At 61.3% G+C, this 21,368-nt stretch carries 16 protein-coding genes and 2 pseudogenes; 10 read left to right on the top strand and 8 right to left on the bottom strand.

Translation table 11 applies throughout. From position 1 onward, the window contains the following. The first annotated feature begins 49 nt into the window (after nt 1-49). The 3 genes from P0D84_RS45335 (at nt 50) to P0D84_RS45325 (ending at nt 4,403) form a co-directional block, all read left to right on the top strand. Nucleotides 50-1,153, top strand: coding sequence for an Ldh family oxidoreductase (locus P0D84_RS45335; protein ID WP_408350034.1), 1,104 nt, complete (start codon nt 50-52; stop codon nt 1,151-1,153). A 104-nt stretch (nt 1,154-1,257) separates the two neighbouring features. After that, on the top strand, nt 1,258-2,859 hold the full coding sequence (locus P0D84_RS45330) for an aldehyde dehydrogenase (NADP(+)) (protein ID WP_408350031.1): 1,602 nt from the start codon (nt 1,258-1,260) through the stop codon (nt 2,857-2,859). Nucleotides 2,860-2,870: 11 nt separating this feature from the next. After that, complete coding sequence (locus P0D84_RS45325; protein WP_408350028.1) at nt 2,871-4,403, top strand: methyl-accepting chemotaxis protein; 1,533 nt, start codon at nt 2,871-2,873, stop codon at nt 4,401-4,403. 185 nt (nt 4,404-4,588) lie between these two features. Here the strand turns inward: P0D84_RS45325 and P0D84_RS45320 are convergent. From P0D84_RS45320 to P0D84_RS45290, 7 genes and pseudogenes are all read right to left on the bottom strand, one after another. Next, nucleotides 4,589-5,209 (bottom strand): annotated as a pseudogene (locus P0D84_RS45320) (fumarylacetoacetate hydrolase); the annotation flags it as partial. Nucleotides 5,210-5,255: 46 nt separating this feature from the next. Further along, on the bottom strand, nt 5,256-6,476 hold the full coding sequence (locus tag P0D84_RS45315) for a glycoside hydrolase family protein (RefSeq protein ID WP_408350025.1): 1,221 nt from the start codon (nt 6,474-6,476) through the stop codon (nt 5,256-5,258). Between the two features lie 143 nt (nt 6,477-6,619). Continuing rightward, complete coding sequence (locus P0D84_RS45310) at nt 6,620-7,513, bottom strand: helix-turn-helix domain-containing protein (RefSeq protein WP_408350022.1); 894 nt, start codon at nt 7,511-7,513, stop codon at nt 6,620-6,622. A gap of 188 nt (nt 7,514-7,701) precedes the next feature. Continuing rightward, nucleotides 7,702-8,145 carry a MaoC family dehydratase gene (locus tag P0D84_RS45305; RefSeq protein ID WP_408237605.1) on the bottom strand — a complete coding sequence of 148 codons (444 nt, stop codon included), beginning with the start codon at nt 8,143-8,145 and terminating at the stop codon, nt 7,702-7,704. Further along, nucleotides 8,142-9,335 carry a CaiB/BaiF CoA transferase family protein gene (locus tag P0D84_RS45300; RefSeq protein WP_408350019.1) on the bottom strand — a complete coding sequence of 398 codons (1,194 nt, stop codon included), beginning with the start codon at nt 9,333-9,335 and terminating at the stop codon, nt 8,142-8,144. Before P0D84_RS45300 ends, P0D84_RS45305 begins: the two co-directional genes overlap by 4 nt. Before the next feature lie 44 nt (nt 9,336-9,379). Next, complete coding sequence (locus P0D84_RS45295) at nt 9,380-10,525, bottom strand: acyl-CoA dehydrogenase family protein (protein WP_408350016.1); 1,146 nt, start codon at nt 10,523-10,525, stop codon at nt 9,380-9,382. Nucleotides 10,526-10,573: 48 nt separating this feature from the next. Continuing rightward, nucleotides 10,574-10,999: a MaoC family dehydratase gene (locus P0D84_RS45290; protein ID WP_408350013.1), complete on the bottom strand. Its 426-nt coding sequence runs from the start codon at nt 10,997-10,999 to the stop codon at nt 10,574-10,576. A gap of 423 nt (nt 11,000-11,422) precedes the next feature. On the opposite strand from P0D84_RS45290, the gene P0D84_RS45285 reads away from it, so the two are divergent. The 7 genes and pseudogenes from P0D84_RS45285 (at nt 11,423) to P0D84_RS45255 (ending at nt 19,728) form a co-directional block, all read left to right on the top strand. After that, nucleotides 11,423-12,454, top strand: coding sequence for a TRAP transporter substrate-binding protein (locus tag P0D84_RS45285; protein WP_408227450.1), 1,032 nt, complete (start codon nt 11,423-11,425; stop codon nt 12,452-12,454). 12 nt (nt 12,455-12,466) lie between these two features. Next, nucleotides 12,467-13,000: a TRAP transporter small permease gene (locus P0D84_RS45280; RefSeq protein ID WP_408350009.1), complete on the top strand. Its 534-nt coding sequence runs from the start codon at nt 12,467-12,469 to the stop codon at nt 12,998-13,000. Between the two features lie 11 nt (nt 13,001-13,011). After that, complete coding sequence (locus P0D84_RS45275; protein WP_408350006.1) at nt 13,012-14,283, top strand: TRAP transporter large permease; 1,272 nt, start codon at nt 13,012-13,014, stop codon at nt 14,281-14,283. 108 nt (nt 14,284-14,391) lie between these two features. Beyond that, nucleotides 14,392-15,225, top strand: coding sequence for an enoyl-CoA hydratase-related protein (locus tag P0D84_RS45270; protein ID WP_408350003.1), 834 nt, complete (start codon nt 14,392-14,394; stop codon nt 15,223-15,225). 181 nt (nt 15,226-15,406) lie between these two features. Then, nucleotides 15,407-16,642 carry a CaiB/BaiF CoA transferase family protein gene (locus P0D84_RS45265; RefSeq protein WP_408350000.1) on the top strand — a complete coding sequence of 412 codons (1,236 nt, stop codon included), beginning with the start codon at nt 15,407-15,409 and terminating at the stop codon, nt 16,640-16,642. A 66-nt stretch (nt 16,643-16,708) separates the two neighbouring features. Continuing rightward, entirely contained in the window at nt 16,709-18,433 is a 1,725-nt protein-coding gene (locus P0D84_RS45260; protein ID WP_408349997.1) for an FAD-binding protein, read from the top strand. A gap of 163 nt (nt 18,434-18,596) precedes the next feature. Next, nucleotides 18,597-19,728 (top strand): annotated as a pseudogene (locus tag P0D84_RS45255) (transposase). A gap of 405 nt (nt 19,729-20,133) precedes the next feature. On the opposite strand, the gene P0D84_RS45250 reads toward P0D84_RS45255, so the two are convergent. After that, on the bottom strand, nt 20,134-21,156 hold the full coding sequence (locus P0D84_RS45250) for an IS110 family RNA-guided transposase (protein WP_408341795.1): 1,023 nt from the start codon (nt 21,154-21,156) through the stop codon (nt 20,134-20,136). Nucleotides 21,157-21,368: the final 212 nt, after the last annotated feature.

The following is a 21,368-nucleotide window of genomic DNA, read 5'->3' as shown; positions in this document are numbered from 1 at the left end:
ACGCCGGCCCATTTACTTCGATTCAATTCTTTCGTTTAGCAGGTCAGTCATGGCAGACACTATGCCCCGCGTCGGGGCCGCAATCGCACGGCAGCAAATCGAGGTCATCCTTGAAGCTTGGGGCATGTCGCCCGAGCAGGTCGCAGCTTCGGCCGACATCCTGATCGATTCCGATCTGAAGGGCATCGACTCGCACGGCATCTCGATGCTGATGTTCTACGACCAGTTGTATCGTGCCGGTCAGATCGACATGAAGGCGAGACCGCGTATCGTGCGCGAGACCGCGACCACCGCGCTGATCGACGGCAATGCGGCGATGGGGCATCCAACGTCGCGCATGGCCATGGAACTGGCAATCGAGAAAGCGCTGGCGTGCGATATGGGCGCGGTTTCCGTGTTCAACTCGCAGCATTTCGGCGCGGCAGGCTACTACGCGGAAATGGCGGCTGAACGCGGACTGATCGCGATGGTGTCGTGCTCGACCCGGCTTGCAACGGTGGTGCCAACTTTCGGGGCCGAGCCGATGCTCGGCACCAATCCGTTCGCCTTTGCCACGCCGGCGGCCCGGCATCCGCCCGTGATTCTCGACATGTCGACCAGCGTGGTCGCGTCGAACAAGGTCAAGGTGTACGCGTTGCAGGGCAAGCCGTTACCGCCGGGCTGGGCGCTGGACGCGAACGGCAACCCGCTGACCGACTCGGCCGAAGCCTACCGGCTGCTGTTCGAGCGCCTCGGTGGCGGCCTCGCGCCGTTGGGCGGCGACGGCAAGACACTCGGCGGTCACAAGGGCTACGGCCTCGGTTTGTTCGCCCAGATTCTCGGCAGCACGCTGGGCGGCGGTTCGTTCTCGCCTGTGCGTAACCGCACCCAAAGGAGCGATGAGCCGGACAACATAGGCCATTTCTTCCTTGCTATGAATCCGGCGGCGTTCCGTCCCATCGAGGAATACCACGCTGACCTCGACGCGGTAATCGATGCGCTGCGTGAAAGCCAGCCCGCCGACCCGGCGCAGCCTGTATTGATCCCTGGGGATCCTGAGCGTCTCACGCGCGTCGCGCGCAGCGTGGAGGGCATTCCGATGCCCGATTCGTTGCGCGAAAAGATCCGCGAAGTCGCGCAAGCGGCGGGTGCGCCGTTCCTGCTGACGGTTTGATTATGTCGCCTTTCAAACGGCCTTCATCTTCATCCTGTTTCCGGCGCAGCCACGACGAGGCAGGCGGGCGGGCGCCGGTCTCCGCCATTTCCCAGGAAAAGCTAATGACAACAACCGTTCTCGGCTACAACTACATCGGCGGCCAGCGCAGCGCGCGTGGCGACGTCACGTTGCACAGTCTGTCGGCATCGACTGGGGAGACCTATCCGGTGGCCTTCGCGCAGGCGACCGACGAAGAAATCGACGCTGCGGCAGAGGCCGCGGCTGCCGCGTTTGCGCGTTATCGTGCGGTGCCCGCGAGCACCCGCGCGGACTTTCTCGACGCGATTGCTGCGGAGATCGACGCGCTCGGCGACGATTTCATCGCCGAGGTGATGCGCGAAACGGCGCTGCCCAACGGCAGGATTGTCGGCGAACGCGCACGCACGAGCAATCAGATGCGCCTGTTCGCGGCGGTCCTGCGCCGGGGCGACTTTTACGGCGCGCGCATCGATCGGGCCTTGCCCGAGCGGCAGCCGATTCCGCGTCCCGATCTGCGCCAGTACCGGATCGGTGTCGGCCCGGTCGCAGTGTTCGGCGCGAGCAATTTTCCGTTGGCGTTCTCCGTTGCTGGCGGCGACACTGCGTCCGCGCTGGCGGCCGGCTGCCCCGTGGTGGTCAAGGCGCATTCCGGCCATCTTGTCACAGCCGAATACATGGCGGACGCAATCGAACGGGCGGTGCAAGGCACCGGCATGCCGGCGGGAACCTTCAACATGATCTACGGCGAACGCGTCGGCGCGCGCCTCGTGCAGGCGCCCGGCATTCAGGCGGTAGGCTTCACCGGTTCACTGCGTGGCGGGCGTGCGCTATGCGATCTCGCGGCGGCTCGCGAGCAGCCGATTCCGGTGTTCGCGGAAATGTCGAGCGTGAATCCGGTGTTCCTGCTGAATGGCGCATTGGAGGAGCGGGGATTGGCGATCGCCAATGAACTGGCGGCCTCGGTAGCAACCGGTTGCGGGCAGCTTTGCACGAGCCCGGGTCTTGTGCTCGGCATACGCTCGGCAAGCTTCAGCGCGTTTGTCGACCATCTCGGCCGCGCGATCGAGCGGCAGGCGCCGCAGACCATGCTGAACCCAGGCATTTTTTCGAACTTCAACGCGGCCGTCGAACGCGCCGCCGCACAGCGCGGCATCCGGTTGCACGCGTGCGCCCGAGGCGACACCCGGCAAGCCACACCGCAACTGTTCATGGCCGACGCGAACCTCCTGTTCGATCGAACCCGGCCGCTCGAAGAAGAAATCTTCGGACCGGCGACGATCGTCGTCGAAGTCGATGACGCTGACCAGCTATTGCGCTTTGCATCGGCAATGCGCGGTCAACTGACGGCCACGCTGATCGCCTCCTTCGATGATCTGCGGTCGCATCGCACGCTGATCGAGCGGCTCGAGGAAAAGGCTGGCCGTCTGCTCGTGAACGGCTATCCGACCGGCGTCGAAGTGTCGGACGCGATTGTCCATGGTGGACCGTGGCCCGCCACATCCGATGCGCGCGGCACCTCGGTCGGCACGCTCGCCATCGACCGCTTCCTGCGGCCGGTGTGCTACCAGAACTACCTGGACGAACTGCTGCCCGACGCGCTGAAGAATGCCAATCCGCTCAAGCTGATGCGGCTCGTCGATGGCGAAATGACGCAGCGTCCGCTCGACGGTTCGAGCGCCCGTTGAGGATAAACACGATGCCAAAATTGTCCATACGCGCGCGACTTGGCGCCGCGATACTTTTGCTGTCGGTGCTGCTGATCGTCATCGGCGCGCTCGGCGTGATCGGTATGGCGCGCAGCAACGACGCCAATCGCGAGACGTACGAAAACCGGCTCGCCAGCACACGGCTGATCGGCGATGCCGAACTGTCGATCAGCCGTGAGCGGACGACCGTCGACCGGATCGCCTTCGATCCCACAGCACCGACCGTCGACAAAGACGTGGCCACTTACCGCATGCTCAAAGGGCAAGGCATGGAGGCCTGGACGCAATACCTGGCTCTGCCCGCCACGTCGACTGAAAGCAGTCTTGCTGCAGTGGTCAACGCAAAGCGCAGCCAGGTGCAGAATGACCTCGATGCTTTCGCGGATTCGGTCAAGGGCATGGACGGCGCGGCGGTCAAACTCGCGTTGAAGAAAATTGCTTTGGCCAATACCGACTATGTCACGGCAAGTGCGAATCTCAAGCAGCTTCAGCGCGACGAAGCGAAGGCGCGGTACGCTGGTGCAGAAGCCGGTTTCCGGCTTTTTCGCGCAATAACGGCCGGTACCGCCGTGCTCGGCCTGCTCGCCGGCGCGTTGACGTTCATGTCGCTGCGCCGCGCGATCAGCGGTCCGCTCGACGAGGCGCTGAGACACTTCGACCGGATCGCGGCGGGTGACCTGTCGCAACGAATCGAAATTCGTTCAAGCGATGAAATGGGCGCGCTGCTACAGGGTCTTTCGCAGATGCGCGACGGTCTCGCGAACACGGTAAATGCTGTGCGCCACGCGAGCGACACCATCGCAACAGCCGCGCAGCAGATCGCCTCGGGCAACCTCGATTTGTCTTCGCGCACGGAACAGCAGGCGGCGTCATTGCAGGAAACGGCGGCAAGCATGGAGGAACTGACCGGTACGGTAAGGCAGAATGCCGAGAACGCGAGCCAGGCGCTGACGCTCGCGACCAGCGCCACGGAAACGGCCCACCATGGCAGCAGTGCGGTCGAGGGGGTGGTAGCGACGATGGCCGAGATCGATCAGAGTTCTGCACGCATCGGCGACATTATCGCGATCATCGAAGGAATCGCGTTTCAGACCAATATCCTTGCGCTCAATGCGGCTGTCGAAGCCGCGCGTGCGGGTGAGCAGGGGCGCGGATTCGCGGTGGTGGCCTCCGAAGTGCGCACGCTTGCGCAGCGCTCGTCGGCGGCGGCCAAGGAGATCAAGGAACTGATCGAGACGTCGAGCGGAAAAGTGCAGGCGGGAGGCACGCTGGTGAACGAGGCGGGCGGCCGCATGCAGGCGATTCTCACCAGTGTGAAGCGCGTGGCCGATATTATGGGCGAGATATCGTCCGCTTCGTCCGAGCAAAGCTCGGGTATCGAACAGGTCGCTCACGCGGTAGCGCAGATGGATACCGCGACTCAGCAGAATGCCACACTGGTCGAGCAGGCGGCGGCAGCGGCGCAGTTGCTCGAGCAACAGGCGCGGCAGTTGAAGGAAACGGTCGCGGTGTTTCGCCTCTAGACAAGCGACCACACCACCACCCCAAGCGCACCTGTACATAAAAAAGTGCGCTCGGCCGCGTCAGCACAACGCGACCGACCGCCTTCGACCGACCGTCACCGACGGTCTCGCGGAAACTTTCCTATCACGCTCAGCGCGGATTTACGCATTGCTTACCTGCCCCGCGGCGCGGGCAAGCGCCCACCGTTTACCGCCAGAACGATTTCCGGCTCGGGGTTGTTCCAGTGGGAGGCCGGGTGAAGTCCAACGTCCGCGCCGTAGCCGACTGCCGACATCGGTTGAGACTTGGTGAACACCTCTGCGTCAGGCCCAATGCCGACCTCCATATATTGCGACCATGCGCCGCGCCGTTCCAGTTCCCGCTTCAGACTGTCGGCAGCTGGCGTGCCGGGGCGAATCCTGGAGAGATCAGTGCCGATCAGTTGCGCGATCGTCGCGCGCACAGTGTCGGCTTGCGTCGCGTCGCCGGCAGCCTGTTCTTCAATGACCCGTTCGAGCAGGCTCACGGCAAAGGTCACGCCGCATGCCTTGATGGCCTGAAGATCGCATGGCGCGAGCAATGCCTGGCCGATGTTCCCGACGGGACCGAGCGCCTCGCCCTCGACGTGACGCGCAAACTCTAACAGGTCCACGCGCTCGAATAGATCGGAGGTCGTCGGCGCCGACGCCGTGATGTCGAAGACCCGACCGGCACGAACAACGACGACCGACGGCCCGTCTATCGGCGCGTTTCGCCAGATGCGTCCGATCAGCAGGGCATCGGGTAGGTCAGCAGGTACGAAATGCGGAAGATCGTTCGATATCATGGACGGCCTGGCTAGCGAAAGTTGGGAACCGCGAGGGAGGTACGCTTCAAGCGAGCGATACGCGTTGCGTGTCGGGCCGAAGCCTGCCTGGCAGCATCACGCGACTCAGTGCTTCGGCGAAGAAGAAATCGCCGAACATCGTCGCGCCGTCGACGCCTTCATTGTGTGGCTTCGAATAGCAGGAATTCCTCAGGAGTCCGCGCTGCGCAGGTTCGTAGGCAAACTCGTCACGACATAGAGCTTCGAGCATCGCAAGTCCGTGTTCGCGCCAGCGAACCGCATCGGCAGGATCGGGATGCAGACGGCCCATCTCGATCAGCGCTGACGCCATCACCGCTGCTGCGGCAGTGTCCTTGATTTCCGCGTCCGCGCCAGCGGCGTCGAAATCCCACGGTGGCACCGGCCGTCCATCGAGCCGGCGCAGATAGTACGCCGCTAGCCGGCCTGCAAGATCCAGCCAGACGCGCTTGCCGGTTTCACGCGCCGTGTTCACGTAGCCATAGACGGCCCACGCCTGGCCCCGGCTCCACGCCGATTCGTCGAATGCGCCCTGAAACGTGTAGCCGCGCCGGCGCACACCGGTTGTCACGTCGTACTCGACCGCGTGGTAAGTCGAATCGTCGGGGCGGATAAACGCCTTCGCGGTCATGACAGAGTGCGCTTCGGCGGCGAGGCGATAACTGCCGTCCCCGGAATGGTTCGCCGCCCAGTAAAGCAACGATAGATTAGCCATCGTGTCGATAGCTGAGGCGCTGCGTCCGCGCGGATCGTCGAGCGGGCCCCAGGAAGCGAGATAGGCGCCGCTGCGCGTGGTGACAAGACGCGCGCGCAATTTGTCCGCGGCTTCCATTGCAATTTGCGCGTACCACGGGTCGCGGGTGATTTCATAACCGGGGACGGCGCTGCTGTCGAAGATGAAGCCAATGTCGTGCGTGTTAGGGTCCTGCGCGCGCTGCGCGACGAGGCGCATGCGCTCGCGGGCCCACGAGAGGTATTTGTCCTCGCCGGTGTGCAAATACGACGTCAACAGAAGTCCGACCCAGAACCCGCAAAACCAGTTGCCGTGGCTCCACGCTGAACCGCTGTAGCCCGCGGACAGCGACGCCGGAAGCAGCACCCACTTTCCATCGGGCGCCGTGATCTGAGGGAATTCGACGCCGAGCGTCGGCTCGTCCTCTGCAACTTTGGCCGCCATGCGATCGAGGATACTGGTGAAGAGGGCGGACCGTTCAGAGGACAGCCCTTGATCTTGGAACGAAGCATTCACGCCTTTGTCTCCTGATTACTTTCACGTTTCCCGAGTGACGGGGACACGCCAATTCTAGGAGTGCGGCGGTTCTGGCAGTTAGGACGAAGTGCGGCTTGTGTTGGACTTTCCTACTCGCACCGGACGTCTGTTGTGCCACTGCTTCAGATGCTCAGTTTTTCCAGGCTGCGGCGGAAGTCGATTGGCGAGCGGCCCGTATGCTTGCGAAAACATCGGCTGAAGTAGGCCGGGTCGTCGAAGGCAAGCTGTGTTGCGATCTCCGCCACATTGACCTCGGAATGCAGCAACAGACGCTTCGCTTCCAGCATCACGCGTTCACGAATCAGCTTGGCCGCGGTGCTGCCGAGCGCCTGGCGCGTTGCATCGTTCAGCGCGCGTTCCGTGACGTTCAGCAGGCATGCGTAGCGAGCGACGTCGTGGATCGTGGTGAAATGTTTTTCCAGCAGGCTTTTGAAGCGTCGCGACAACAGCACGCTACGCGACGAATTGACCTCGGTGACGGCGTCGCCGCCCAGGCGCGCGGATTTGATTAGCAGAACCCGCAGATATGACCAGATCACGTCCTCGTAGCCTGCCTCTTCACCCTGATATTCCGCATTGATTCCATCCAGCACACGATGAAGGTCCTGAGCCTGTGCGTCGCTCATATAAACCGTGTTCGGAATTCGCTCGAAATCGTAGACGGGAATCTCGGTCTGCGAATGGCGGTTCTGCACCTTGAACGCGAAAAATTCGGACGAGAAACTGATCGCGTGCCCGACGGTATCTTCGGACAACGCGAAATCGTGGATCTGGCCGGGGGCCATGAAAAACAGCGTATTGGACCGCACCTCGTAGCGAATCGAGTCGATGATGTGGTGACCGCTGCCCGACTCGACCCAGACGATGTGATAGAACTCGTGCCGATGAGGATACGGCAACGTCGATTTCATATCTTCGAGAGGCGCGAGATGAAAATCGATCGACTTGATTCGCGACCCATACTCATAGTGGGCGATCTTGAAAACCGGCAACTCACAACCACAACCGCTAGGCATCTGATTTGTCTCCTGCATCCAGCGCACTTATCTGGCTCGCTTAGCCGGCTGACCCCCAGCTAAGTCAAGCGTGCTGTTTCTCCTTCGCCGGTTCGTCATCGAAAGTAGTGTAATTGTAATTAGCAAAGCGGCGTGACGGCTGTTGTCGAAAACCCGCACAGGTTCGGCCTGGCGTGCTGATTGTCAGCTCATTGGAAACGCAATTCCTTCAGCGCCGACAGTCCGGTCAGCACCGGCTTGCCGTCCTGATTGCGAACCATCGTGTCCATCACGAGGATGCGCTTGGCGGGTTTCTTCTCGACTACGGTCACATGGATTTTGATCGTATCGTCGATGAAGACCGGTCCGAGAAAGCGCAACTCCTGCCCAACGTAGACGAAGCCGGGACCGGTCAACCCGGTATGCGTCGTCGACACCAATGCCGCGGTCAGCAGGCCGTGCGCCACGCGCTGGCCGAATGGCGTGCGTGCTGCGAAGTGCTGATCCATGTGCAACGGATTCAGGTCGCCCGACAGATGGCCGAAAGCGTTCACGTCACTTTCCGCAATGGTACGCACGAGGATCTGGCAGCGGCCAATCTGGATATCGTCGAAGCGCAGCATCTCGTGGCTCTGATTCAGATGAGTGTTCATGCGGTTCTCCGCCCGGTCAGCGCCGCGCCGGCTTCGACCAGCGTATTGATTTCGTGCGGCTCGTAGCCCAGTTCGGCGAGCACCTCGCGGGTGTGCTCGCCTTGGCGCGGCGGCTGACGGGTGAGCGGTGGTGCTGCGCCGTCGTATCGAACCGGATGCGCGAGCAAACGAACCGGTCCGGCCTGCGGATGGTCGACCTCCATGATGACGCGGTTGTGCGCCACTTGCGGGTCGGCCTCGACCTGATCGTAATCGTTCACGGGCGCGTACCAGATGTCGTGCTCGTCGAAGGTCGTCATCCAGTCGGCCGTCGTGCGCGTGGTCAGCGCGTCGTACACGATGCGGTTCAATTCGTCGCGGCGGCGCACATTGTCCTTTGGGTGCGAAAACCCGGCGAGCATGGGTTGAGACAAGGCCGCCGCCAGCTTCTCAGTGGGCGTCAGCGAAACGGCGATCCAGCCGTCAAGAGTCCGGTAAATCCCGTAGGGTGCCGGATGGAACCGGCTGCCGGTCGGCGGGTTTGTGCGCGGCCAGAGTGGCCCCTTGTTCAGGTAGTAGGTGAACGGCTCGATCTGAAGATCGAGCGCCGCGTTGAGCAGATTGCTTTCGACCAGCGTGCCTTTGCCGGTACGTTCACGCGCCTGCAAGGCCGCGACGACGCCGAAGGCTGCCAACGCCGCCGCGTGCTGGTCGACGATCGCGGATCCGACTGGCGTGGGCGGGGAATCGGCTTCGCCGGAGAGCATCGTCATGCCGCTTATGGCCTGCAGCAGCAGGTCCTGCCCTGGCCGCTTGAGATATGGTCCCGATGACCCGTAGCCGGTGCACGAACAGTACACGAGCCGCGGATTGATCTCGCGGACATCGTCGTAACCGAAGCCCATGCGCTGCAGGACGCCTGGGCGGTAGTTTTCGATCAGGACATCGGCTTCCTTGATCAGCCGCCAGACGATCTCTCGCGCGCGCTCGTCGCGCAGATCCAGCGAGATGCTGCGCTGATTGCGATTGCCGAGCAGGAAGAACATGCTCACCCCTTCGACATACGCATCGAAGCCGGTCCAACTGCGCTCGAACGCGCCGCCCGGCGGTTCGATCTTGATCACGTCCGCGCCGACGTCGGCCAACATCTGCACGGCGGCGGGGCCCTGCAAGAAGTGAGTAAAACTTAACACCTTGATGCCTTCCAGCATGACTTGTCTCCTGACCGCGTGTCCATATCTGTTTGACTGAGGGCTCAGGCAAGCAGGTTTCGCGAAATGATCATTCTTTGAATCTCCGAGGTCCCCTCGACGATCTCCAGCACCTTGGCGTCGCCGAATGCGCGCGACACGGGGTACTCGCTCATCACGCCGTAACCGCCATGTATCTGCAACGCCTGATGAGCCGCCTCCATCGCGCGCTCGGTGGCGAAAAGCTTGGCCATCGACGCCTGCTGATCGAAGCGAACGCCCGCATCTTTCAGCGCGGCGGCATCGTAGAGCATCAGCCGCGCGGCGTGCGCGTGGGCCGCCATGTCAGCGATCTTGAACTGCAGCGCCTGGAACTCGGCGATCGGCTTGCCGAATGCGCGCCGCTCCTTCATGTACGCGATCGACCGATCTAGTGAACCCTGCAGGATGCCTAGCGCGAGCGCGCCGATCAGGATTCGGCCCGTGCTGATCTGGGCGAGCGTCTGTCGCAAGCCCGCACCGCGTTCGCCGAGCAGGTTGGCGGCCGGGATCGCGCAGCGCTCGAAGTACAACTCGTAGGTGCTCGATGCGCGCCAGCCGATCTTGCGCAGCTTGCGCCCGTAGCTGAAACCGGGGGTGCCGTTGGGCACGATGAAGTTGGAAATTTCCTTGCGACCGTCAGGGCGCGTGCCCGTTACCGCGGCGATGACGACTGGTCCGGTCACTTCCGTGCCGGAGTTGCTAATGAAGGTCTTTGATCCATCGATGATCCATCGGTCGCCTTCCAGCGTCGCACGCGTGGCGATGTTGGCCGCGTCGGAGCCCGCGTTGGGCTCCGATAATCCGATCGCGCCGACCTTGCGGCCGTCGAGGATAGGGCACAAATAGTGGTCCTTTTGTTCATCGGTGCCATAGTTGGAGAGCAGGCTCGCGACCGTCGAATTGGCCATGAGCGAGTTGGCGATTGCGCAATCTACCCGTGCGAGTTCTTCCAACACGATCACATAGGAAAGCCATTCGCCACCGCCGCCACCCCAACTCTCCGGATAGGGCAGGCCGGCGAAGCCGAGCTCGCCGGCACGCTGCCAGATGTCGTAGGGAAAGGCTTCCGCTTCCCAAAGCTCTTCCGAGACAGGAGCGATTTCGTTTTCCGCGAAACGGCGCACGGCGTCGCGTATCGCGGTGTGTTGTTCGTTTAACCAATGCGGCATGTTCGACTCTGTGAAAAGCGGGAGAGGGGTTAAAGGCAGGGCGCTGTGTTACAGCACCTTCAGATAGGTATCGCCAGATGCGACCACCGTGCCGTCCTGGCGCGTGACGTCTGCTCTGAACACGCATAGGTTGCGATCGTCGTCCTTCTCGCGCAGCGTGAGCCGGGCAGTGACCGTGTCGCCGATAAATACCGGCGCGTTGAACGTGATGTCGTAGCGGTAAGAAACCGCACCGGGGCTCGGCGCCTTTTGCGCCATATAGCCCATCACAGTCGATAAGAAGCCGACCGACAGACATCCCTGCGCGATGCGCTTCTCGAAGCGCGTGGTTTTGGCGAATTCCTCGTTCAAATGCACGGCATAGAAATCGCCGACGATCCCGGCGAAGCCGTAGATATCGAATTCAGTTACGGTCTTGGCGAAATCGGCAGTGTCGCCGACCACGTAACAATCCATGTGCGGGCGTTTGGCCATGGTGGTTCTGAAAGTGAGAATCGGTTGAGGAGCCGGCCTGTTCCTTGTTGATGGGGGCCGGCGGGCGTGACTCAAATTTAATCAGTGCGGGTTGCTGACCGTTAGGACGGTTTGGGCGAATGCCTGGACTTTTTTGACTGCACGCACGCGGTGATTTCAGTCTTCGCCGATCCGCAAGGAGCCCGCGGATAGCCCCCGGTCAGCCATTCGTCAGTATCGCCAGGGGTTTTCTCCCCGTGCGCGCCGGATAAATCGCCAGACAGTCCGGGAAACGCTTGCTATCGAAGACGCCGTAAAAAAGTACAAGAAATCGGGCGACCGGTCCTAACGCCCGTTGCGTGCACTCACGAATACTTGAAGCGCCTGCAGACGGATCGACCTGATGCGGCGCGAAAATTACATTCCAGTACGGAAGGAGACGAAATGAAATCATTCTTTAGCGCGCGCCGCGCAGGACGCGCCGTGATGGTAGGTACGCTGCTCGCAGCAGGCGTCGTTGTCGCAAGCGTTGCCCGTGCCGACGAGCCGATCGTCATGAAGCTGGGCCACACCCTCGCTCCGGACAACCACTATCAGCTGACTGCCCAGGTGTTCGCGAAGGAGGTCGCGCAGCGAACCCACGGCAAGGTCAAGATCGAGATCTTTCCGCAGTCACAGCTCGGCGGCGAAGTGCAGATGGCGCAAGCGCTGCGCACCGGCACCCAGGAGCTCATGATTTCCGCACAGGCGCCGATCGGAAACACGATCAAGCAGTGGCAGATCTTCGATACGCCTTATCTCTTTAGCAGCATCGACGACGCCAACCGGGTTCTGCAAGGACCGGTCGGCCGCAAGTTCCTCGACATGATGCCGGCGGTCAACATGATCGGCCTGACGTGGCTGTCGGTCGGCGAACGCAATCTGTTCACGGCGAAAAAGCCCGTCGGCTCGCTCGGTGACATGAAGGATATGAAAGTGCGAGTGATGCAGAGTCGCGGCTATATCGCGGGCTATAAGGCACTGGGCGCAAACCCGACGCCGCTGCCTTATAACCAGTTATTTCTGGCGCTTTCGCAAGGCCTGGTCGACGGCGGCGATACCTCCCCGGAGCAGTTCATCCAGGACAAATTTTCCGATGTCGCCAAGCATTACTACCTGACCCACGTGAACTACTTGCCCGTGGTGCTGGCAATGAGCAAGAGCGCCTGGACGCGTCTTTCGCCTGACGAACAGAAGGCGTTTCAGGCCGCTGCCGCCGTCGCCGCGGACTATGACGTGAAGGAATACAAGCACGAGTACGACGACGCGCTCGCCACGATGAAGAAGAACGGCACCCAGGTGACCGGGATCAACACAGCGCCGTGGGCCGCCGCGACCGAAAGGGCGCGCCAGAGCCTGCTCAGCGACATTCCCGATGGCCAGGCGCTTTATCAGGAAATCAAGGCGGCCGACAAGTCCGCTGTCGCTTCGAAATGAAGGGAGAGTGCGATGCAAAAGCTTGCCCGTAATCTCCTGTTGATCGACGACCTGGTCTTGAAGATCACGCTGTTCCTCTGCGGTGGACTACTTCTCATGATGGTGCTCGTCGCTGGCCTCGGGGTGGTCTTTCGCTTCATCCTGCACAACTCGCTGTCGTGGTCCGACGAGCTCGCGGCTTATCTGTTCGTGTGGCTCACGTGCCTCGGTGCGGCGGCAGGAGCCAAGCTGCGGGTTCATCCGGAGGTGCGGGTACTGGCCGACCGTTGTCCGCCCGCCTTCGCGCAGACACTGGCGGACCTGACCGACTGTGTCGTCCTCGGGCTCGGAGTGGTGTTCGTTATGTACGGTGGCGACATGCTGGATCTGATGGGCACCGAAACTGCGACCTCTCTGCCGATCTCGATGGTGTACCCGTATCTCTCGATTCCCGTCTGCGGCGCGTTGCTGGTCTTTCATTCCGCGGTGCGAATCGCGGTTTCCCATCTCGCGCCCGGCGCGCAAACGAGGCCGTCTCTGTTGCAGGGCGTCTCCGAACATATCTGAGGTGAATCAACATGTGGGCACTCGCTCTAGGCGCCGGGTTTCTCGGCTTGGGTGTACCGGTGGCCATTTGCATCGGCATTGCGGCGACGATTGCATTGACGCTGAATGGAACCCCGCTGCTGGTGATTCCGCAGCAGCTTTTTTCGAACCTGAATAACGTCGGCCTGCTGGCCATCCCGTTCTTCATGTTGACAGGCGCAATCATGGATGCGGGCGGCGTCTCGCGCCGGATCATCGACTTTTCGCAGGCGCTTGTCGGGTTTATGCGCGGCGGCATCGGGCAGGTGACGATCGTTGCGAGCATGTTCTTCGCCGACCTCTCCGGTTCGGCGACTGCGGATACCGCAGCGATCGGCTCGGTCATGATCCCTGGGATGGTCAAGCAGGGATATTCACGCGCGTTCGCAGTGGCGCTGCAGTCGGCAGCGGGCTCACTCGGACTGCTGTCGCCCGTGTCGATGAGCATGCTGGTGTACGCCTACACCGCCAACGTTTCGGTCGGAACGATGTTCGTCGCGGGAATAGTGCCGATGCTGCTGGTGGTCGTTTCCTTCATGCTCGTGAATTACGTGACTGCCGTGCGCCAGAACTATACGGCGGTCGAGGCGTTCTCCGCCAAGCGGCTGTGGACCACGTTCAGACAGGCGATCTGGGCATTGCTGACTCCCGTGATCATCCTGGGCGGAATCCTCGGCGGCGTCTTCACGCCGGTTGAAGCAGGCGTCGTCGCGGCGCTCTATGTGACGCTGGTGAGCGGCTTCATCTTCAAGTCGCTCAAGCTGTCGCACTTCAGGGAAATACTCACGCGCACGGCCATCAATACCACGCGGGTATCGTTTCTTCTCGGGCTCGCGTTCGTGCTCGGCCGCTATCTGATTGAGGCGCAAATTCCGTTGCACGTCGCCAACAGCTTCCTGGCCGTGACGACCAGCGCGTTCGTGCTGCTGATCCTGATCAATCTCTTCCTTCTGGCAGCCCATACGGTACTGGAAACGATCTCGAGTATCGCGGTGGTGATCCCTGTGTTTCTGCCGCTCGTCGTGCAGATGCATATCGACCCGGTCGTGTTCGGCGTCATCGTACTGGTCAACTCGGCCATCGGCATCAACCTGCCACCGATCGGTTTTTGCCTCTTTACGGCGGCGTCGATCGGCGGTGTGTCCGTCGAAAAAGCGACTCGGGCGATCCTGCCGTTCATCTTCGCGCTGGCGGTCGACCTGCTGCTGATCATTGTCTTCCCGCATATCCCGCGCTTCCTGCCGAACTTGCTGGCAATCAAATAACACGAGGACGATGGATCGGCGGCTGCACGCCACTGGCCCAAGCTCCACGACCCCATATGCGTCGACTGTTCGCACGCGAAAAGCGATCGAATTACCGAGAGGCTCATCATGAACACGGCTCACATCGAGCGAAGCGGCGCGGCGCCGGTCCCGCGGGCCGCATTCGAGGACCTGCAGTACCTGAAGCTGGAACAACCAATTGGGTTCGTGTGGGTGATCACGTTGAATCATCACGATAAGCGCAATGCGCTGTGTGTGCCGCTGCTGGCGGAACTGGCGCGCGTGCTCGCGGCAGCCGCAGTCAGCGACGACGTCAGGGCTGTCGTGCTCACCGGCGGCGAGCGTTTCTTCAGCGCGGGGGCGGATATTGCCGACATGGCGGCCCGCGGGGTCGCAGGGTATGCGGACCCGGTTCGCCTCGCGAGCTGGAAGGCGATCGAAACGTTTCCGAAGCCGCTGATCGCCGCGGTCAACGGCTTCGCCATCGGTGGTGGCCACGAGCTGGTAATGCTGGCCGATATCGTCGTCGCGGCGGACGACGCGACCTTCTCGCAGCGAGAGATCGTCATCGGCGCCCTCCCGGGCGATGGCGCCACACAGCGCCTGCCACGGGTGCTCGGCAAGACACTGGCGATGAAACTCGTGCTTACCGGCGAGCCGCTGACGGCAGCCGAGGCCGAGCGCCACGGACTGGTGACCGAGGTCGTACCGCCGGCACGCAGCATCGCGCGCGCTATCGAGATCGCGTCGCTGATCGCCGCCCGCGCGCCGCTCGCGGTCCGACTGGCCAAGCGCGCGGTGCTCGATTCGTTCGAGACCAGCCTTCAACGAGGCCTGGAGCGCGAGCATCAGGCGAATCTCGACGTGTTCAAGACCGAGGATCGCGCCGAAGGCCACCGCGCATTCGTCGAAAAGCGGCCGCCGCGCTTTAAGGGGCGCTGACCACTGGCGCGTCGCGCATGCGCCTCTCGACGGCGATGGGCAACGCTTGCCTATAGTTCTGACCGGCATCGATGCAGGTATCCACGCCGCGGTCTTTCGAATGTTCAGGGCCCACGCGGAATTCAGTAGGGCCTTGGTCCACCTCACCAGATAGCCGGACCCACGACGTAACGGAGATTGCATGAACGGGCTGAATGGTATCCGCATTCTCAGCTTCAATCATTTTCTGATGGGGCCTTTGGGCGTGCAGCACCTCGCCGATTGCGGGGCCGAAGTCATATCGGTCGAACCTGTCGACGGCGCATTTCAGCGCAAGTGGGGCGGCGCGAACCGCGCCATCGATGGGCAGACGATGCTGCTTCTGATGGGTAATCGCAATAAGCGCAGTCTGGCGCTGAATCTCAAAGACCCGCGGGCGATCGAAATCGTCATGAGCTTGCTGCCTCAAGTCGACGTGGTCGCCGAGAACTACCGTCCCGGTGTGATGGAACAGCTGGGATTGGGTTACGAGGTACTCAGGACAGTCAAGCCGGACATCATCTATGCGTCCGGCTCGGGATTCGGTCCGGACGGACCCTATGCCAGCCGGCCGGGGCAGGACCTGATCATTCAGGCCATGTCGGGTATCGCGACAATCACCGGAACCCGGCAGGACGGTCCGCGCGCGGCGGGCGTGTCCGTCGTCGATCATCACGGCGCTGCGCTGTATGCGAACGGCATTCTGACGGCACTGCTCAACCGTGAGCGTACGGGCGAGGGCTGCCGGGTCGACGTCAGCTTGCTGGCGGCTGCGCTCGATCTGCAACAGGAGTCTCTCACGTGCTTCCTGAACGGCGACGGCCATGACGACGTGCGACAGGCGGGGCGTGTATCAGGTTGGTACTTCCCCGCACCATACGGCATATACGCAACTGCGGACGGTTTCGTCGCATTGTCGCTGAGTCCTCTCGACATCATCTATCAGGTCCTCGAGATCCCGGAAAAGGAACGGATTCCCGCGAAACGTGCATTCGACGCGCAGCAGGAAATCTCCGACCGGCTTGCGCGCCGGCTTGCGCAGGACACGACGGCGCACTGGTTGCCACTCTTCGAGCGGCATCATGTCTGGCACACGCGCGTCAACGATTATGCACAGGTGGTCGCCGATCCGCAGGTGCGCCACTTGAAGAGCTTCGAGACAGTCGAAGGTGCAACCGGCAGCCCGGTGACGCTCGTCAATCACCCGGTGCGCTACAACGGCAGCGCGCCGGCTATCCGCACGCCGCCGCCACGATTGGGCGCGCACACGATCGACATCTTGTCAGGGTTGGGAATGAACCGGCCGATGATCGACTCGCTGCTGGCGGACGGCGTAATCGGCGTTGCCGACGATGCCACGGCCGTTGCCGCGGACGCGGCAAAAGGCGGAGTTGCGTGAAGCGAGGATGAAGCCGTCCATGCGGCGAGCGTGCCGCGCATGTCGATCAAAACAGGAGAAGTAGATATGAGTGACAGGTACAGAGAAGTCAGTACTGATGTGCTCGTTGTTGGCAGCGGCGGCGCTGCGTTGCGGGCTGCGCTCGAGGCAGACTCCAGCGGCGCTGACGTGCTGGTCGTGATCAAAGGCGAATTTCGCAAAAGCGGTGCTACGTTTCATAGCGTAGCCGAAGTAGGCGCCTTCAATGTGCCGGACGGAGCAGGGGATCCCAGCGATAATCCTGATGTTTTTCTCGCCGATATCCTGCATGCCGCTCAAGGCATGGCCGACCCGCGCTTGAGCGCGATTCTCGCGAACGAAGCGTATGACTCCCTGCGCTACCTCGAACAGTACGGCGTAAAGTTTGAGCGCGAGGATGACCACTACCTGGTTTTTCGCGCATGCTTTTCTTCCAAGCCGCGCTCGCATGTGATTCATGAGCACTTCAAACCAATCGTGAAATCGCTGGGGACTGAAGCGTCCCGGCGAGGCATCAAGGTCATGGACCGGTTGATGCTCGTCGACTTGCTTTCGCAGGGCGGCGAATGTCTCGGCGCTTACGCGATCGATTCGGATGGAAACCCGGTGCTGATCCGTGCCAAGTCGACGATTCTTACCACCGGCGGTGCAAGTCAGCTGTTCGCCCAAAACCTGTATCCATCGGACATTACCGGCGACGGCTATGCAATGGCTTATCGAGCGGGCGCGCGACTGGTCAACATGGAGTTCATGCAGGCCGGTGTGAGCGTGCTGACGCCTTTCGTCAACCTGTTCGGCAACTACCTGTGGGACGCGCACCCGAATCTCACCGACCGCGATGGCAGGGCGTTCGTCCCTGACTATCTGCCGACGGGGCTCGCTCAGGCTGATGTCATTCGGCAAAAAGAGCGGCACTTTCCATTCAGCTCAAGCGACATCTCACGCTACGTCGAAATTTCGATTCAGAAGGCACTCAACGATGGCCGCGGCACGGCTGAAGGCGGCGTGTTTCTCGACTTCGCCGGATGCGATCTCGAATCGATACTGGCCGACAAGAGCCGAAGCATCGCAAGGATGTGGCCGCTAACCTGCCAATGGTATAAGGGGCACGGCGTCGACCTTTATCGCGACAGAGTGCAGATCACCTGCTCCGCGCATGCGATCAACGGCGGTTTATATATAGACGAAAACGCACAGTCTAATCTGAAGGGTCTGTTCGCCGCGGGTGAGGTGGCAGCGGGTCCACATGGCGCCGACCGTCTCGGCGGCAATATGGCCCTGACGTGCCAGGTCTTCGGCCGCCGGGCGGGCCTCGCCGCGGCCGAGCGCGCGAAAAAGATGACGCACCGCGCGACTACCGGGGCCTTGGACGACAACCGCACGGTCGTCACGCAATTCCGCCGAAAGGGCAGGCACACGCTGGACCAACTGAAAGCACGGATTCAGCAGTGTGCAAACCGGCATTTGCTGATCGTGCGCGAGGAAGCCGGGCTTCAGACTTTCAGGCGGGTCTGCAGGGAGACGCGAGACCAGTTGTTTCAGGACACAGTGATCGGCACGCCGGCTGAGCTCATGCGGGGCATCGAATTGGCGAACTTGATTCAGGTCGGTGAATTGATGGCTTCGGCATCGCTTGCCAGGCGTGAGAGTCGCGGCGGTCACTACCGCGAAGACTTTCCTGAGCGCAACCCGGACTTCGCCAGCAACATATTCCTCGAGCGGAACGTGCCTGAAGGTCTGTGGTTCGGGCGGCTGGCGGATCTGCCGTCGTAAGTCGGTAGCCGAGCTGTGCTGCCGAACGCGTCGAGCCGCGCAAATCGCTTCAGGTGGCTGGGTTGCGTATGCCGCTTGCGTGAGACTGCGAGCGACCCAGACTGTGTCAAAACGCATTTTTGGAGCATTAAAATTTTCCATCCGATAGCGGGGGATGAGCAAGATGAAGCGCTTCGTTCAAGGCGACAATCGTACGCAAAGCTTTCTCCTGCCAGAAGCGCTTGATGACTACGTGACGGACACGAATCCTGTGCGCGTAGTTGATGTCTTTGTCGATGAGCTTGATCTTCATAAGCTTGGGTTTGAAGGCGGTGAACCATCGCGACCGCAACTTCATCAGTGCCAAGCTCGAACGACGCATGCGCGACATCGAGTCAAGTATCGCTCGCTATCTCGCGGCGATGGATACAGCGGATCGTCAGGAGCCTGCAATCGCGAAGGTCAGGACAGAGCGACCGCAAGACAAGATTGCGGCCTTGAAGGAACAGATGCGAAGCCTCAAGGAGATCGAGGTCCAACTCAACGCGGCGCCTGACGCACAGGTATCGCTCACAGATCCGGATGCCCGTTCGATGAAGACACGAGGAACGGGAGTCATCGGCTACAACGTCCAGACGGCGGTTGACGCGAAGCACCATCTGATCGTCGCGCACGTCGTTACCAATGACGGCATTGATCGTGATCAGTTGACGTCGATGGCGAAGCTTGCCCATACAGAGATGGGTGTCGACAAGCTCACCGCAGTTGCAGATCGCGGCTACTACAAGAGCGAAGAGATACTCGCATGCCATGAGGCTGGAATCACCGTATTTGTACCGAAGACAGTGACATCAAGCGCAACAGCTCATGGCCGCTTCGGCAAGGACGATTTCATTTACGACCTACAGACGAACGAATATCGCTGTCCGGCAGGCGAGCGGCTTATCTGGCGATTCTCGACCGTTGAGCGTGGCCTGAAACTCAGTAAGTATTGAAGTTCGAATTGCCAGCAGTGCTCGTTAAAAGATGCCTGCACGCCAGGTCCTCAACGCCGGGTGACACGCTGGGAGCACGAAGCCGTACTCGAAGCGATGCAGGCGCGAATTGATCATGCACCTGAGATGATGCGAATCCGGCGGCAGACTGTCGAGCATCCATTCGGCACGATCAAGGCATGGATGGGCGCGACCCACTTCTTGACAAGAACCATCGAGCGTGTGAGCACGGAGATGAGCTTGCACGTGCTCGCGTACAACATGAAGCGGGTGATCAAGTTACTCGGTTCAGAAACGCTTATGAAGGCGACGCGGGCGTAACGCCCGCATCGGGTTGCTGAGCCTGGGAAAAATGCGTGGTTGTGATTTGACGTTTGTGTTCCCGCACTTCACCAGCCGCGACCTGGGCCGAGACAGGTTTCGTCAATCCCCAGTGGCCAGGCGTTTTGACACAGTCTTATATGGACACCGTCCGGTTTGCCAGGTTGATCTTGATGTGATGTTAAAACGAGGTATCGGCTGCGGTCTTATATCCGGCCTGTAGTGCAAGCCGAAGCCCGCGGGCCCTGATGGAATTCGCCGGGAACATCCTCATCTGGGCCACGCACTTTTAAGCGCAAGGCTGTGTTCAGGTTTATGTTCCTGCGGTCCGACCTGTTTCGCCATCACATGTTAATCAACCTCAGCAACCTATCGGCCTTCACCTCGTCTTTCGTTGCTCATCTGCTAAGCGGGTTTCACGCTGACGTGATTCTTCTCGTACGTCTTGCCGTGGGCCAGAATGGCCCATGCGGTGCGTGCCATCTTGTTGGCGAGGGCCACCGCCGCAACATTCGCTGGTCGTCGCTCCTGGATCGCCTTCTGCCATGTAGTCGGCACTTTGGCGTGACACATCACCGAGCGCGCGCCGTGGATCAACAGCGTGCGCAGATACGGATCACCTCGCCGGGAGATCGATCCCAGCCGGATCTTGCCGCCGGTGCCGCTTTGCCTGGGCACCAGCCCGAGGAACGAGGCAAACTCGCGCCCGGACCTGAACGTTTTTGCATCCCCAATCGTAGCGACCAGCGCAGTCGCGGTAAGCCTGCCGATGCCTGGCACTTCCGCGATTGCCCGGCATGCAGCTTCCTGCTTGTGCCAGCCACTTATCTGCTTCTCAAGGTGGTCGATATCCTGCTCGATCCCGTCGATGCGTCTCAACTGGTCGCGCAGACTGCTGAACATGGTTCCCGGCAGCGCATCCTCGAGCTCTGCCATGCGGGCCCGCATCTCGGTGAGGCCGGCCACGCGTCCGGCCCGGAATGACACACCGAACTCGTAGAGGAGGCCTCGTAACTGGTTCACCTGCATGGTGCGGAACTTGATCAGCAGCGAGCGCATCCGGTGAAGGCCGAGCATCGCCTGCTGGTCTTCCGTCTTTGCCGCTACCGTTCGCATCCCCGGCTGCTGTACAGCCGTCCAGATTGCCCGCGCATCCGCCGCGTCGGTCTTGTTCGTCTGGACAAACGGTCGGATGAACTTCGCATGCAACAGCACCACCTCGTGCCCGAGCGCCTTGATTTTGCGGGCCCACCAGTGCGCGCTGCCGCATGCTTCAAGCGCCACACGACCCGCAGGCCGCTTCGCCAGAAACGCGATCAGCTCGTCGCGTCGAAAGCGCCGATTGGCAATCTCACCGGTTTGCGCGTCGACCCAGTACATCTGGAAAATCTGCTTTGCAACATCCAGTCCGTATGTCGTAGCATTCATTTGAGCCCTCCGTTCCTCAAGTGGACGTGTCGAAACTCCACTCTGGCACATTGATGCCGTTCGGTTCTGGAGGGCCTCCGCGTTCCTGCTGGACCCTGCGTCCCCGAAGGGAGGACGGTGTCCATTCCATCTGGGCCAGTTACGGACGTTCGACAGCAGTGCCTGGATTGTCGACAATTGGAGCATCGGAGAAGCAGCCCGCAACCTACCTG

This window comes from Paraburkholderia sp. RL17-337-BIB-A, assembly GCF_046025895.1.
GTDB classification, from domain to species: domain Bacteria; phylum Pseudomonadota; class Gammaproteobacteria; order Burkholderiales; family Burkholderiaceae; genus Paraburkholderia; species Paraburkholderia fungorum_C.
The sequence above is the reverse complement of the archived record's forward strand: the minus strand, read 5'-3'. Positions and strand labels throughout refer to the sequence as shown.